12 protein-coding genes and 1 other annotated feature are annotated in these 13,898 nt (G+C 42.1%); of the genes, 4 read left to right on the forward strand and 8 right to left on the reverse strand.

Going from position 1 to position 13,898, the window contains the following annotated elements; genetic code table 11:
* Nucleotides 1-60 precede the first annotated feature (60 nt).
* The 3 genes from IE339_RS15735 to argS form a co-directional block, all read right to left on the reverse strand.
* Nucleotides 61-2,010 (reverse strand): lipoteichoic acid synthase, encoded by a 1,950-nt coding sequence (locus IE339_RS15735; protein ID WP_242169044.1) that lies wholly within the window; start codon nucleotides 2,008-2,010, stop codon nucleotides 61-63.
* Between the two features lie 562 nt (nucleotides 2,011-2,572).
* Complete coding sequence (locus tag IE339_RS15740) at nucleotides 2,573-2,797, reverse strand: spore germination protein (RefSeq protein WP_242169045.1); 225 nt, start codon at nucleotides 2,795-2,797, stop codon at nucleotides 2,573-2,575.
* Nucleotides 2,798-2,859: 62 nt separating this feature from the next.
* Nucleotides 2,860-4,542: an arginine--tRNA ligase gene (argS, locus tag IE339_RS15745; RefSeq protein WP_242169046.1), complete on the reverse strand. Its 1,683-nt coding sequence runs from the start codon at nucleotides 4,540-4,542 to the stop codon at nucleotides 2,860-2,862.
* 57 nt (nucleotides 4,543-4,599) lie between these two features.
* Nucleotides 4,600-4,811, reverse strand: a binding site (T-box leader).
* Between the two features lie 113 nt (nucleotides 4,812-4,924).
* On the opposite strand from argS, the gene kynB reads away from it, so the two are divergent.
* Complete coding sequence (gene kynB / locus IE339_RS15750) at nucleotides 4,925-5,542, forward strand: arylformamidase (protein WP_397428611.1); 618 nt, start codon at nucleotides 4,925-4,927, stop codon at nucleotides 5,540-5,542.
* Here the strand turns inward: kynB and IE339_RS15755 are convergent.
* The 3 genes from IE339_RS15755 to IE339_RS15765 are packed head-to-tail and all read right to left on the reverse strand — an operon-like array spanning nucleotide 5,526 to nucleotide 8,544.
* A complete protein-coding gene (locus tag IE339_RS15755; protein ID WP_242169048.1) occupies nucleotides 5,526-6,041 on the reverse strand; it encodes a glycosyl-4,4'-diaponeurosporenoate acyltransferase CrtO family protein in 516 nt (171 codons plus the stop codon). The genes kynB and IE339_RS15755 overlap by 17 nt on opposite strands.
* Nucleotides 6,038-7,132, reverse strand: a complete 1,095-nt coding sequence (locus IE339_RS15760; RefSeq protein ID WP_242169050.1) for a glycosyltransferase family 2 protein — start codon at nucleotides 7,130-7,132, stop codon at nucleotides 6,038-6,040. Before IE339_RS15760 ends, IE339_RS15755 begins: the two co-directional genes overlap by 4 nt.
* 14 nt (nucleotides 7,133-7,146) lie before the next feature.
* Nucleotides 7,147-8,544 (reverse strand): aldehyde dehydrogenase family protein, encoded by a 1,398-nt coding sequence (locus IE339_RS15765; RefSeq protein ID WP_242169052.1) that lies wholly within the window; start codon nucleotides 8,542-8,544, stop codon nucleotides 7,147-7,149.
* Between the two features lie 78 nt (nucleotides 8,545-8,622).
* Here IE339_RS15765 and IE339_RS15770 point away from each other — a divergent pair, with 78 nt between their 5' ends.
* Nucleotides 8,623-10,137: a phytoene desaturase family protein gene (locus IE339_RS15770; RefSeq protein ID WP_242169055.1), complete on the forward strand. Its 1,515-nt coding sequence runs from the start codon at nucleotides 8,623-8,625 to the stop codon at nucleotides 10,135-10,137.
* A 41-nt stretch (nucleotides 10,138-10,178) separates the two neighbouring features.
* Here the strand turns inward: IE339_RS15770 and map are convergent, their stop codons facing one another.
* Together map and IE339_RS15780 are read right to left on the reverse strand one after the other, a co-directional pair.
* Nucleotides 10,179-10,925 carry a type I methionyl aminopeptidase gene (gene map / locus IE339_RS15775; protein ID WP_242169057.1) on the reverse strand — a complete coding sequence of 249 codons (747 nt, stop codon included), beginning with the start codon at nucleotides 10,923-10,925 and terminating at the stop codon, nucleotides 10,179-10,181.
* A 221-nt stretch (nucleotides 10,926-11,146) separates the two neighbouring features.
* Nucleotides 11,147-11,905 (reverse strand): SDR family NAD(P)-dependent oxidoreductase, encoded by a 759-nt coding sequence (locus IE339_RS15780; protein WP_242169058.1) that lies wholly within the window; start codon nucleotides 11,903-11,905, stop codon nucleotides 11,147-11,149.
* A gap of 109 nt (nucleotides 11,906-12,014) precedes the next feature.
* Between IE339_RS15780 and IE339_RS15785 the strand changes: the two genes are divergently transcribed.
* Both IE339_RS15785 and IE339_RS15790 read left to right on the forward strand, forming a co-directional pair.
* Nucleotides 12,015-13,397: an MATE family efflux transporter gene (locus tag IE339_RS15785; RefSeq protein WP_242169060.1), complete on the forward strand. Its 1,383-nt coding sequence runs from the start codon at nucleotides 12,015-12,017 to the stop codon at nucleotides 13,395-13,397.
* Nucleotides 13,372-13,878, forward strand: a complete 507-nt coding sequence (locus IE339_RS15790; protein WP_242169062.1) for a GNAT family N-acetyltransferase — start codon at nucleotides 13,372-13,374, stop codon at nucleotides 13,876-13,878. Before IE339_RS15785 ends, IE339_RS15790 begins: the two co-directional genes overlap by 26 nt.
* Nucleotides 13,879-13,898: the final 20 nt, after the last annotated feature.

Consider the following 13,898-nt stretch of genomic DNA (forward strand, 5'->3'; position numbering starts at 1 on the left):
AGGGAATTACTCGTTACTCAAGACAACAAAAAAAGTAAGGAAGGGGATGATCCCCCCTCCTTACTTTTTGTCTGCTTTGTTGAAATTGTAGTCATAGTCAGATGGGTTGATTTTTTTGAATCCGTCCGGCTTGTAAAAGCGCAGTAGATCGCCATAAACCACTTTGTCTGATAGATTTAATTTCTTCTCGGCAATGTTTTCATATTTCTTATATTGACCTGCTTCCTTCTCAGGAATTTGTTCGCCCGTTTTCGTGTTGTAATACTTACTTCCAATGATTGAAGCTTCTGGTGTCATTACATCACCGTTACGGAACGGAACGATTTGTTGATGTTCTTTTGATAGTAAGTCTGTACCAAACTGGATGTAATCCTTCGTATCAACACCTAATAAGTGCATAAGTGTTGGTCGAACGTCTACTTGACCACCATACGTGTGGTTTACCCCGCCTTTTAGGCCAGGTCCAGTAATGAACAATGGTACTTTTTGTAGCTGTGCTTGATCGTAAGGCGTGATTTTATCTTTGCCTAGGATTTTCGCCATCGCCTTCTTATGGTTTTCAGAGATACCATAATGGTCACCGTACATAACGATTACACTGTTGTCATATAAACCAGATTTCTTCAGATCATCAAAGAACTGTTTCAACGCTTCGTCCATATAACGCGCTGTTTGGAAATACTGATCGACAGATGTATCGCCTGTATTGGCCGGTTGAATTGTTTTGTCTTCCTCATCTAACGGATATGGGAAATGGTTAGATAAAGAAATGAACTTCGTATAGAACGGCTGCTTCAGATCTTTTAGATACGGCATTGACTCTTTAAAGAACGGCTTATCTTTTAACCCGTAGTTCAGCGTATCTTTTGCGTTCATGTCGTAATAGTTCGCATCAAAGAACTTGTCATAACCAAATTGTTTGTACATTTCATCACGATTCCAGAATGTTTTATAATTCCCGTGAAATACTGCTGATGTGTACCCTTTTGTTTTTAAGATACCCGGTGATGCTTGATACGTATTTTGACCTTTCGTTGAGAAAACAGACCCTTGTGGTAGAGGGAACATTGAATTCTCCATCATGAACTCAGCGTCAGATGTTTTCCCTTGACCTGTTTGATGGTAGAAGTTATCAAAATACATCGTATTTTTGTCTTTTGTTAATGAATTTAAGAATGGCGTAACTTCCTGACCATTCAGCTTATAGTTGATCATAAAGTTTTGCAGAGACTCTAACGATACGAAAATAACGTTTTTCCCTTTTTCTTTTCCAAAATACTCAGGGTTTGGCTTCGCGTAGTTAGCACGCGTATAGTTCTTCACTTCAGCCACGTCACTGCTGTCTGCAAGCGCACGCTGTGCAGATGATTTGGAACTTTGAATCGCATCATATACCGTATAGTTGTAAGCACCTAGATATTTCACCAAGTAGTTACGGTCAAACGTACGTGTTAATAACTGTGGACGATCCGTTTCCGCTAACGCAAGGTTAACGCTGAATACTAAAACGGCTGTTGTAAACACAGTGACAATTGCACGTCGGTTAAGCTTCTTCTCTTTTGGTTTTGCCACTTTAAATAAAATAAGTGCAAGTAAAATAATCGTATCTGAGAAATAAAATACGTCAGATAAATGCATTAGTGCTAACACACTGTCACCCATTTTACCGAAGTTATCTGTTTGTGTTAACGTCGGCAAGGTGATGAAGTCATTAAAGAATCGGTAATAAACGATGTTTGAATATAGAACAAATGATAGTACGAAGTTAATTCCTACTAGTAATCCAAGCTGCTTTCTTCCTTTTGCTAATAGCGCAAACGCTAAGAAAAAGATAGCGGAGCTGAGTGGATTAAGAAATAGTAAAAACTTCTGCATGAAATTTTCAATACCTAAGTTAAATTCAATTCGATAAGCAGTATACGTTTTGATCCAGAATAACACAACTGCAAGTATGAAAAAGCCTATGCTTGAACCAAGCAGCGCTCGGCTTTTTGATGACACTTGTTTCATGTTTTCACCTCTTAATATAACAAATATATAGTTTTAGATGGCCTCTGAATAAAGAAAACTTCTCAACCAAATGATTACGATTGAGAAGCACATCAACATGTTACTTTCACATTTTAACTCTATAAAATTAAAAGTCAAATATTTTCTGGTGATGCTTTTAATTGATGATTGCTTCTCACTTTCCCGTTTTGCGATACAGCGATTAGACCAAGCAGGGCCTAGAGAATGACACCTTCGCAGTATATGCAAGCCGGGCGTTTTATTGCCTTCCTTTTACGTATCGCCCTTTAAAATGTAACTATTTACCTATTTTAAATAGTTACATTCGTTCACAAAATGTTCACTTTCTCATACGATTCGTGCGTTCTCCCCTTTATGTAGTACCCCCTCTGTACCAAAACAAAACCTTAAGCAAAATGAACAAGAGAAACTTCCGCGCTATGTGCATTTTCTCCGCTTAAAATAAGACGATAGAAAAACGAATGCCTTCAGTGAAGAAGACATTCGCTCGTAGGTGACTTTATTTACTTTATGCATGATCCCTTTAAAATAGGACAGCCTTTTACGCGTTTAAGAAATTGCCTTGGTCATTTACGTCCATATCAAGCGTATTTGTATTGCTTCGCTTTGTCGTAATATCCATAAAGTTTCCGGTGTTAAAGGACCCTGATCCTGCGTGGGTTTTAGCAGTAACCTTTGGTGATAATTTAAAAATATCTCCGAACTGTGCTCCTGCTGTTCCTGCATCAATACTTTGAATCGTTACGGCTCCTACGATCGCTGGCATATCGCTCGCTCCTTCTAGGTTTTTAATCACTATATGCAAACGCCTAGAAAAAGGTACGACATTTACATCGCTTCCGGGGCCTGAACGCCTAGTAGACGCAATCCTTCTTTTAATACGATTGTAACTGCCTTTACAAGCGTAAGACGAGCAATCTTTCCTTCATTCTCTTCTAAAATTTTCACTTTGCCGTAATATTTATTGAACGCTTGTGACAAATCAAGTACGTATTTACCAATTTGTGATGGATCATAGTGCTGAAAGGATCGCTCGATCACCGATGGAAATTGCGAAAGCAGTTTGGCTACTTCCCATCCTTCCTCGTCTTCTACTCCCTGTTCAGTACTAGCGGTTAAATCAACTCCAGCCTTCGTTAACAATGAGCAAGCACGAGCATGCGTGTATTGCACATAAGGTCCTGTTTCACCTTCAATTCGAAGCATGTCATCTAAGGAAAATTCAATGCTGTTTTTACGGTCATTTTTTAAGTCGTGAAAAATAACCGCCCCCACGCCCACCTGCGTTGCAACTTCTTCTTTATTTGGGAGATCTGGATTTTTCTCATTGATATTTTGCTTTGCTAGCTCAATGGATTGCTTCAGTACTTCCTCTAATAAAACGACCTTTCCTTTACGTGTGGACATTTTTTTTCCGTCTTTTAAAATCAAGCCAAATGGAACGTGCGTAAGCTCTTTTGCCCATTCATATCCAAGCTGACCGAGCACGTTGAACACCTGCGTAAAATGGACGCTTTGCTCATATCCAACAACATAAAGGGCTTTTGCAAAGTGATACGTTTCGTACCGATCAAGCGCAGCGGTTAAATCACGGGTTGCATATAGCGTAGCACCGTCTGATTTACGAATGAGGCAAGGAGGCAAGCCATCCACTTCAACCACATCTGCACCGTCTGATTTTACAAGCAGCTCTTTTTCTTCTAGCTTTGCAATGACGGCCTGCATTTTATCGTTGTAGTAAGACTCTCCGTTATACGAATCAAACGCCACTCCAAGCAGGTCATAAATTTTTTCAAACTCGCTAAGCGACTCTTCACGGAACCATTTCCAAAGAGCTGTTATCCCCTCGTCCCCTTGTTCAAGCTTTAAAAAGGTCTCCCGCGCCTGTTCATTTAGCGATTCGTCTTTCTCTGCTTCATCATGAAATTGAACGTACAGCTTAAATAGTTCTTCTATCGGTGCTTTTCGTACGTTTTCTTCTGATCCCCACTTTTTATACGCAACGATCAGCTTCCCAAACTGCGTTCCCCAGTCCCCAATGTAATTAATCTTCACAGCTTGATAGCCACACTTCTCCACAATGTTGGAGAGCGAATTTCCAATAACGGTAGAGCGTAAATGCCCCATTGAAAAAGGCTTGGCGATATTGGGTGAAGACATATCGAGCACAATTGCTTCATTCTTTCCAATATGGAGACTGCCATATTGTGACCCTTCTTCTAGCACGGTTTTAATAATTTGTCCGCTTGCTTTTTCTTTTTGAAAGAAGAAGTTTACGTACGGACCGTTTGCTTCAATTCGTTCAAATTGCTCATTTTCTCCTTCTAGCTCTTTTGCAATCAGCGCAGGTGACTTTCGTAGCATCTTCGCTAACTGAAAACACGGGAAGGCGTAATCTCCTAAAGAGGCATGCTTTGGTATTTCAAGCAGTTTGATAATTTGTTCCTTTTCAACCGTTCCGTTTAGTGACTTCGTTAAATATTCTACAACAGCAAATTGATCCACGTTCATCTCATCCTTTTTATGTGTATTGGCTAGAGATCAATAAAAAAAGCACTTCATCTCTACGTTAGAGACGAAATGCTTTTTTTCCGCGGTACCACTCTAGTTGTTCATATTTGAACCACTCATCTGATAACGGAATCTTTTCCGGTTAGCCCTACTTTTTTTCAGGTAACATCTCAGAAGTGCGCTTCGTACAAGCTTTTTTCATTGGGCTTTCACCATCCCCAACTCGCTTTTAAAATCACCTGTACTACTCTCTTCTTCACCGATCACTATGTTTTTTTACTATTATACGGCGTTTCAAAGATTATGCAAACATTTTTTTGATTATTTTTAAATTTCAAATATCCACTATGTTAAAATGAAGAAAAACATGGAGGAATTTGTTATGACATGGATAGATATCTCACATCCGCTTACCGAAAAAGTGGCCACATGGTCAGGTGATACCCCGTTTTCATATGAGGTCGTTTGGCCAAAAGAGGAAAGCGGATCGGTAAACGTCGGGAAAATTTCAATGAGCATTCATACGGGTACGCATATTGATGCGCCGTTTCATTTTGATTCAGAGGGCAAACGTGTGGGAGCGCTCGATGTCTCTGTTTATATCGGAACTGCAAGAGTGATCGACGTATCAGAAGTAAGTTGTGTGACGACAGAGCTGCTAGCTGACTATCTACCACTTCCACCGCGCCTTTTACTGAAAACGAAACCGCAAACGGACCCCAACCGCTTTCCTGATCACGTTACTGAGCTTGATCCACGAATTGGTTCGTGGTTGAAGGAGCAGGGCGTCGTACTTTTAGGGATTGATACAGCGTCCGTTGATCATTTAGAGAGCAAAGAGATGCTTGTTCATTACGCTCTGTTTGATAACGGTGTACATATTTTAGAAAATGCCTGGCTTGATCATGTGGCGCCTGGTGATTATGAGCTGATCGCGCTACCGTTAAATATTATCGATGCTGACGGAAGTCCGGTTCGCGCCGTCATTCGTCCACTCTGATAAGAGGCGTCACCTGTTTTTCGCTAGAAGTTGCGCTGTCTCCAATGATTCGGTGTAAGCGAATGCGATTGTACCGCTGAACCATAATAAAAGGAACATTAGCAATCAGTGCATACACTACCATCATCATACCGATAAAAGCTGGATTCCACAGAAAAAAGAGAAGGCTCGGTGGGATACATAGAAGGTGAGCAAACTCTGCACGCCTCGTTTCGCACAAAAAAAGCAGTAGGTTATGCCCCATATCACCGAGGGAACGCTTTGCCTTCCCTCCTTTAAATAAGCCCCCTGCTTCTGGAAGACGATCCTTCCACTTTTTTATACGTAGCTTGTCGTATAGGCGACCATTTTGTTCCCAGCCTCTCTCTTTGTATACCGACCCGTTTCTCATAAAGAAGCGGATCGGCAGCTTTGCACATCCATAGGAAATCCCAAGGTGCACGAAAAGCCATGTTCCTGCATTGACGATAATGCTCCAAACTGGGGAGAGTTCAATCAAGAATCCTTCCCTCCTTTTACCACAATATCTCTGCCCTTCCATGACACCTTTTTTAAAATCGTCATACAAAACAGTGAGTACGTAAAAACGATCGTAAAAAAGAGAATGTGGACGGGAAATAAGAAAGCGGTGAACCAGCCAAAGCTTCCGATCTTACTGAGGGACCAGCGAAACTGCAGAAACAGCAATCCGTATAGTGCCAGTAACACATACAGCCCCTCTCCTGATGCTTGAAACAGCTTGATCGCAATGGTCATACTACCTGTAATCCACGTGCTGATTAACAACAAATCATAAGGATTCGTCGCCGCTGCTCCAGAAGCGAAGCTCTTCGACCACCCGTTTACTAACGTACGAAAGCCATCGGGGTACATTCTCATTGAAATGGTTCCTTTTCCACTGATACAGCGAATTTTCCCGCCGTGACGAACAACGTGCTGCCCGAGCGCCATGTTTTCCACAATTTCCTGCTTAATGACGTCATGACCACCATAGTAAAAGTAGGCAGATTTAGAACAAAGCAGGCACTGACCGAATGCGCCCATCGACGACTCCCCGTTTGGCATAAATTTTGGGCGCATCGAGATCATCGTAATTAAATTAAAAAACGCTGATCCATACTCATACCAGTTCTCTACACGGTGATAGGGCTGGACCGATAGCCACCCTTTTTCGGTCGAATAGGCGTTGAGAAGCTTTTGAAGTCCTCCTTCATCTACAATAATGTCTGCATCTAAAAAGAGAAGATGTTCTCCCTGTGCCGCTAGCGCTCCGTTCCAGCACGCCCACGACTTCCCAAGCCATCCGTTCGGTAAATCAGGTACCGATATCACTCTTGCTCCGTAATAATTGGCAATCTCTGCTGTTCTGTCATCGGAGTGATCATCCATTACGATGATTTCAAGTGCGTCTGACCACTGAGAAAGGAGCGATTGTAGCAGCTGTTCAATGTTTTTCTCCTCGTTACGTGCGGGAATAATAACAGAAACGGCATTTCGCCCTTTCTGCAAAGATGTTCGTTTAATATACGAAATTCTCCAGATTAGACTCATTCCTAATATGACGGCCAAACCACTTACAATCCAGTTCATTTTTAACACCTTCCTTATCGATGAAACCATTTCATGTAGGTAGACAAAATTGAAATCGTGTCTTTTTTATAGGGATACCAGTTCATTTCTCGGTTGCGGCTCCCTTTTCCTGACATGATGGCTTTTACATTACAAAACGTATATAATCCCTCGGGTCCGTGATACCGACCGAAACCACTTTTCTTGCTTCCACCAAACGGAAGATGCATGTTTGAGATATTACGAACAACGTCGTTAATAAAACAATTTCCGGTTTCAAGAGCAGACACAATGTCTTCTGCGGCTTTAATATTTCGCGTAAATACGCTAGCATTTAGTCCATATTTCGAGTCGTTCGCCAGTCGAATAGCTTCTTCCACCGTCGAGAACGTCATAATCGGCATAACAGGCGCAAATGTTTCACTTTTCATAATCGTCATCGTATGATTGGCGTTTGTTAAAACAACGGGTGACCAGTGTGGATACAGCTGATCAAGCGTTCCACAAACGAGCTTAGCTCCTTGATCAAGCGCCTGCCTCACCTGCCGTAGCGCTTCGTTAAAGCCTTCAATCGTCGTCATTCCTCCCATGAACTCTTCCATTTCTTCCGTATACGTCTTCACCTTTTCAACAAACGTCTCAAGAATCGACTCGTGAACATACACACGCTCAATGCTGACACACACTTGTCCACTGTTCATAAAGCTTCCCCACACAGCAGCCCTAGCGGCACGCTCAATGTTGGCATCTGCTAGCACAATCATTGGGTCTTTTCCACTGAGCTCTAAGTCACACGGAATGAGTAGCGGAGCAGCTCGTTTTAAAATCTCCTTCCCTACTCCTTCGCTACCTGTAAAAAAGATTTTATTGGGCCCCTGCTCAATGAGCTGCTCTCCTATTCCTTTATCACCCCACGTAACTTGAATTACTCCTTCTGGAAGATTTAGCTCAGAAAGAAGCATTGCGACCTTTTCAGCTATCTTCGGGAGCCGTTCACTCATCTTTAAAATAATTGTATTCCCGGTTATGAAAGCTGAAATAAGGGGAAGAATGGAAAGCTGAAGCGGGTAGTTCCAAGGCGCAAATAGTAAGACTACGCCTAAGGAATCGTATTGAATATAGGAATGATTACCCCAAAAAGTAAGCGGAGTAGATCGTTTTTTAGGTGCTAACATAGCTTCAGCGTTTTTCTCGTAATAAGAGAGCGCATCAATTGTGGCTAATAAATCGCCTGTTAAAATATCTACCTTATGACGAAACGTTGCTTCATGTATGGCTTCTACCCATTCGTCAATGTCCTTTAAAAGCCGCTCTCGCAGTTTTTTCACGTAGCGTAAGCGCGTAGCTAATGTGGACATTTTCCATCCGGTGTGTGCCTGTCGAGCTCTTTTCATCATGATTTCTGCTGTACTTTGATCGTTATTCACGCTCATCGGTTCCTTCCCTATTAACGGTGTTAGTCTTCTGGACTAGTGTAGTCAAAAAATATGAATTTCATAAGGAGAGATGGTATGTCAAAGAAAGTTATTGTTATCGGAGCTGGTTTAGGAGGTTTGTCAACGGCAGTTCGTCTTGCTGTGGACGGATTTGATGTAACGGTATTAGAAAAAGGAGAACGTATTGGCGGGAAGCTGAATATTCGCAAAGGCAATGGATTTACGTTTGATACAGGCCCATCCATTTTAACGATGCCATGGGTACTAGAAAAGCTATTTGATAGCGCTGGACGAAACATTAACAACTACATGACGATCGAGCGCATTGAGCCGCAGTGGCGAACGTTTTTTGAAGATGGAAAAGTAATTGATGTGAGCAGCGATCTCCCGACAATGCTTGATGAAATTCGCGGGCTTTCTGAAAAGGATGCGAACGGCTTCTTTGATTATTTAGCGTACTGCAGCCGCATGTACGAATACAGCATGAAGAGCTTTTATAGTAAAAGCATTAGCGGTCTAAATGACCTGCGCACGATGCATTCCTTAAAGGAACTTCTGACGATGGATCCAACGAAATCGATGGACATGGCCACTCGAAAGTTCTTTGAGAGCAAGCACCTTCGCCAGCTGTTTAATTTCCTTGTGATGTATGTTGGCTCGTCACCATATCATGCTCCAGCGATTTTATCACAGCTTGCACACGTACAGCTCGGTCTTGGCATTTACTATGTAGACGGTGGCATGTACAAGATTGCAGAAGGTATTGGCCAATTATTAGATGAGCTTGGAGTTGAAGTTCGTCTGAATACACCTGTAAAAGAAATTTTGGCGACGGAGAAAAAAGCAACAGGCGTTGTATTAGAGTCTGGTGATGTGCTTCATGCTGATATTATCGTATCGAATTTAGAAGCGATTCCTGCTCATAAAACATTATTAAATAAAATTGTCGGTGCACATAAAACCGTCAACGAAATGGAGAAATTCATCCCATCTGTTTCAGGTTTAGTCATGCTGCTCGGGGTGAACCGGACCTATGATCACCTGGCTCACCATAACTTTTTCTTCTCTCGTGATCCAGAGCGCGAGTTCCATCAAATCTTTAACGAAGGAAAGCCTGCGGATGATCCGACGATTTATATCGGTATTTCCGCAAAATCGGACGGAACACACTCACCGGTCGGAAAAGAAAATCTATTCGTTTTGACACACGTTCCGCCTTTAAAAGAAGGACAGGACTGGTCACAGTTTACAGAAGGCTACCGCGAGCTTGTTTTAGCGAAGCTTGAGCGAATGGGCGTGACAAATCTGTCTTCTAGTATTGAATTTGAGCACCAATTTACCCCAAATACGCTCAAGGATTTATACGGAGCTAACGGCGGCTCGATTTACGGTGTCGCAGCAGATCGCAAGAAAAACGGCGGCTTCCGCATCGCAAACAGAAGCAAATTACTAAGCAACCTGTACTTTGTTGGCGGCTCCACTCACCCAGGCGGAGGTGTCCCAATGGTTACACTATCAGGACAGCTAACAGCGGATGCGATTGTGGAAGATACAGGAATCAAGCGTACCGTAAAGAAGAATATTGGGTAATAAAAAAGGCACTGCTTAAAAATAAGCAGTGCCTTTTTGGATTATTGTGCTGTTAAAATGATTGGACCTTCTTTTGTAATCGCAATCGTGTGCTCATACTGTGCAGACCAGCCGCCATCAATTGTACGAGCTGTCCAACCGTTTTTATCCATTTTGCTTTTATATGATCCCGTGTTGATCATTGGTTCAATCGTAAAGACCATTCCCTCTTTTAAGCGCGCTCCTTTTCCAGGAAGCCCGTAGTGAGGTACGTATGGATCTTCATGGATAGATGAACCAATGCCGTGACCAGTAAAATCACGTACAACAGAATAGCCTTCACCTTCAGCATACTTCTGAATAACGTGACCGATGTCACCGACACGATTTCCAATCACAGACGCTTCAATACCTTTGTATAGCGCTTCTTTCGTTACGTCCATTAAACGCTGCGTTTCGTCTGACACGTTCCCAACTGCATACGTCCATGCTGAGTCAGCAAGTGCGCCGTTTAAGTTTACAACCATATCGATCGTTACCATGTCCCCCTCTTGTAACGGCTTTTTACGAGGGAATCCGTGGCATACTTCATCATTAATGGATGCACAAGTTGCATATTTGTAGCCCTGATAGCCTTTTTGTTCAGGCGTAGCTCCGTGCTCTTTTAAAAATTTCTCTACAAATTTCTCGATTTCCATTGTTGTCACACCTGGTGCAATCATTTTTGCAATTTCGCGGTGACAAGCAGCGAGTACTTTTCCTGCTTCATGCATTAGCGCAATTTCGCGCTCGGTTTTTAACGTAATCAAATTAAATCCTTCCTTTCACTTTCACCTTGCTACACAAACTATATCATAGTCTTTATGCTTCTCACTACTCCAAGACCCTAGTATTTCCTAGTTTGGCACAAAGCAAAAAAATAAACTATTTTGGAAATTTTCTGTTTTTCATCCTTATCATACGCATAAACGGAATGTCTTATTGCCTACTGTGACAGAAAAAGAAGCTCTCATAACGAGCTCCTTTTGTCTTAAAAATTCATGCGTGATTGGCCACCGTCAACGTTCAATGTAGCGCCTACTACCCAAGACGCCTTGTCAGAAGCTAAAAACGTCACAACGTTTGCTACTTCTTCTGGCTTGCCAAAACGTCCAGCAGGGATTTGCTCCGCCACAAATTTCTTCATTTTTTCTGGATTCTCCTCTACACGCTTAATCCAGTTGCCTGTTGGATGAAGAATGCTTCCTGGTGCGACGCCGTTGACACGAATTCCATCTTTAATCACTTCATCAGCTAACGATTTTGTGAAGCTAATCATCGCCGCTTTTGCGTTGTTATACGTCACTTTCCCGCCGCTCTCACGACCAAAAATAGAGGTGATATTAATAATGCTTCCGCTTCCTGCAGCTTTCATTTCGTTCACCACTAGCTGACTGAGGTGAACGCCTGATACGTAGTTCAGCTCCATCGCTTCTACAAATGTATCAAGATCCGTTTCCATTGCCGTACTACCATTACTTCCACCTGCGTTGTTTACAAGTACATCAATGCGTCCGAAATCTTGCACAAATTGCTGAATAAGCTGTTCACGCTCTGCTTTTTTGGAAACGTCGACTTGATACGCTTTTATGTTTGGGTACTGCTGCTTCATCTCATCAAGTGATTCTTGTCCGCGTGCGGCAATTCCTACGTTCGCGCCTTCTGCTAAAAAGCTCTCTGTAATCGATTTTCCAATTCCTTTTGATCCACCTGTAATTAATACGCTTTTACCTTGAAGTCCTAATTCCATCTCATCTCGCTCCTTATGTACAAAAAATTAACGGATTTGTAAGTTTTTCATATTTTAGCATGGTATAATCGCTTTTGTTATAAAGTCTAACACACATTGAGGGATAACAATGAAGCAAACGTTTTCGAACGCACAAAAAATCAAACAGCTTTTTATGATTTTAATTCCCATTTTAATTACGCAGCTAGCCATGTTCTCGATGAACTTTTTTGACACGACGATGTCTGGGCACTTTAATAAACATGACTTAGCAGGCGTTGCTATTGGGTCTAGTCTATGGATCCCTGTTTTTACAGGATTAAGCGGTATTTTAATGGGCATCACGCCTATTATTGCCCAGCTTGTAGGAAGTAACGAAAAGAAAAAGGTTCCCTTTACCGTAATACAAGGTATCTATGTGGCGGTTGGGATGGCCGCTCTAATCGTAGTCATTGGCTTTTTTGTACTCGATCCTATTCTAGCTGGCATGAAGCTTGATCACGAGGTGCAGCGGATCGCCAAAGAGTACTTAATTGCTTTATCATTTGGTATTTTCCCATTATTTATTTACACGGTCCTTCGCAATTTCATTGATGCGCTTGGGCAAACGAGAACGACGATGCTTATTACGCTTTTTGCGCTGCCTATTAATATTGCTCTGAACTATTTGCTTATATTCGGTAATTTTGGATTTCCAAAACTAGGTGGCGTTGGATCTGGTTATGCGACCGCCATTACCTATTGGTGTATTTTAGTTCTGGCTGCTTTTATTATTTGGAAAAAGAGCCCGTTTTCTCATTATCGCCTGTTCAAATCATTCTCTTCCATCGCTTTTTCTACATGGAAGGAAATATTAAAAATTGGCGTTCCCATTGGCCTTTCCATCTTTTTTGAAACGAGCATTTTTGCGGCGGTGACGCTGTTTATGAGCGCGTATGACACGAATACGATTGCCTCTCATCAAGCAGCGATGAATTTTGCTTCGTTTCTGTATATGATTCCACTAAGCATTTCAATGGCACTCACGATCGTCATCGGATTTGAGACAGGTGCAAAACGACAAGAAGATGCGAGAAGCTATAGTAAGCTAGGTATTTCATTTGCTGTGACGATGTCACTCGTATGCGCGCTTATTCTCTTTTTCTTCCGAGAGCAGGTGGCAGGCATTTACACAAACGATACGAGCGTCCTAAAATTGACCGCTCATTTTCTAATTTACGCTTTGTTTTTTCAACTCTCTGATGCGGTTCAAGCTCCGATTCAGGGGATTTTACGGGGCTATAAAGACGTAAACTTCACCTTCATTATGGCCCTCATTTCGTACTGGGTGATTGGTCTTCCGGCTGGCTATTTATTGGCTAACTATACGGATCTTTCTGCTTTCGGCTATTGGATTGGCTTAATTTCTGGTCTGGCGGCTGGAGCTATCGGCCTTTCATACCGTCTTAAATGGGTACAGAAAAAACAATGGATTGGAGGAAGTGTAAATGATTCGCAAAGGAACCATGCATGATCTCGCACGCATTATGGAAATCGTCACACAAACCCTTTTCATTATGAAGAAACAACATAATGATCAATGGACAAACGAATATCCACAGAAACAAGTATTTGAGCAAGATGTCCGAAATGGATCGTTGTACGTCGAGGAAAAAAACGGTGAGGTGATTGGGTCGATTACGGTCGATCAACATGAAGCTGCTGAATACGAGCCGATTTCTTGGGATAGTGATGATCCCGCTTATGTATTTCATCGCCTGCTCGTCGATCCGAGAGAGCGTCGTGTAGGCACGGCCTCCTCTCTTTTAGCGTTCGCTGAGCAATTGGCCATCTCTCATAACGTTCCTTACATGAAGGCTGATACATACTCATTAAATAAAGGGATGCAGCGGTTTTTTGAGCGAAATGGATATGAGCTAAGAGGGGAGATGTCCTTTCACGGAAAGAACCATCCTTTTTATTGCTATGACAAACGGTTAGATGAGAAAAGATAATCCTCCTCGGAACTTCTTTT

Origin of the sequence: Priestia koreensis (assembly GCF_022646885.1) — a bacterium.
Taxonomy (GTDB): Bacteria; Bacillota; Bacilli; order Bacillales; family Bacillaceae_H; genus Bacillus_AG; species Bacillus_AG koreensis_A.

Bases quoted from the DNA above. Each gene is read 5' to 3' on its own strand.
- IE339_RS15765 (WP_242169052.1), bottom strand. From the start codon at position 8,544: ATGAGCGTGAATAACGATCAAAGTACAGCAGAAATCATGATGAAAAGA.
- IE339_RS15780 (WP_242169058.1), bottom strand. From the start codon at position 11,905: ATGGAATTAGGACTTCAAGGTAAAAGCGTATTAATTACAGGTGGATCA.
- IE339_RS15785 (WP_242169060.1), top strand. From the start codon at position 12,015: ATGAAGCAAACGTTTTCGAACGCACAAAAAATCAAACAGCTTTTTATG.
- IE339_RS15760 (WP_242169050.1), bottom strand. From the start codon at position 7,132: ATGAACTGGATTGTAAGTGGTTTGGCCGTCATATTAGGAATGAGTCTA.
- IE339_RS15790 (WP_242169062.1), top strand. From the start codon at position 13,372: ATGATTCGCAAAGGAACCATGCATGATCTCGCACGCATTATGGAAATC.
- IE339_RS15735 (WP_242169044.1), bottom strand. From the start codon at position 2,010: ATGAAACAAGTGTCATCAAAAAGCCGAGCGCTGCTTGGTTCAAGCATA.
- IE339_RS15740 (WP_242169045.1), bottom strand. From the start codon at position 2,797: ATGCCAGCGATCGTAGGAGCCGTAACGATTCAAAGTATTGATGCAGGA.
- kynB (WP_397428611.1), top strand. From the start codon at position 4,925: ATGACATGGATAGATATCTCACATCCGCTTACCGAAAAAGTGGCCACA.
- IE339_RS15770 (WP_242169055.1), top strand. From the start codon at position 8,623: ATGTCAAAGAAAGTTATTGTTATCGGAGCTGGTTTAGGAGGTTTGTCA.
- argS (WP_242169046.1), bottom strand. From the start codon at position 4,542: ATGAACGTGGATCAATTTGCTGTTGTAGAATATTTAACGAAGTCACTA.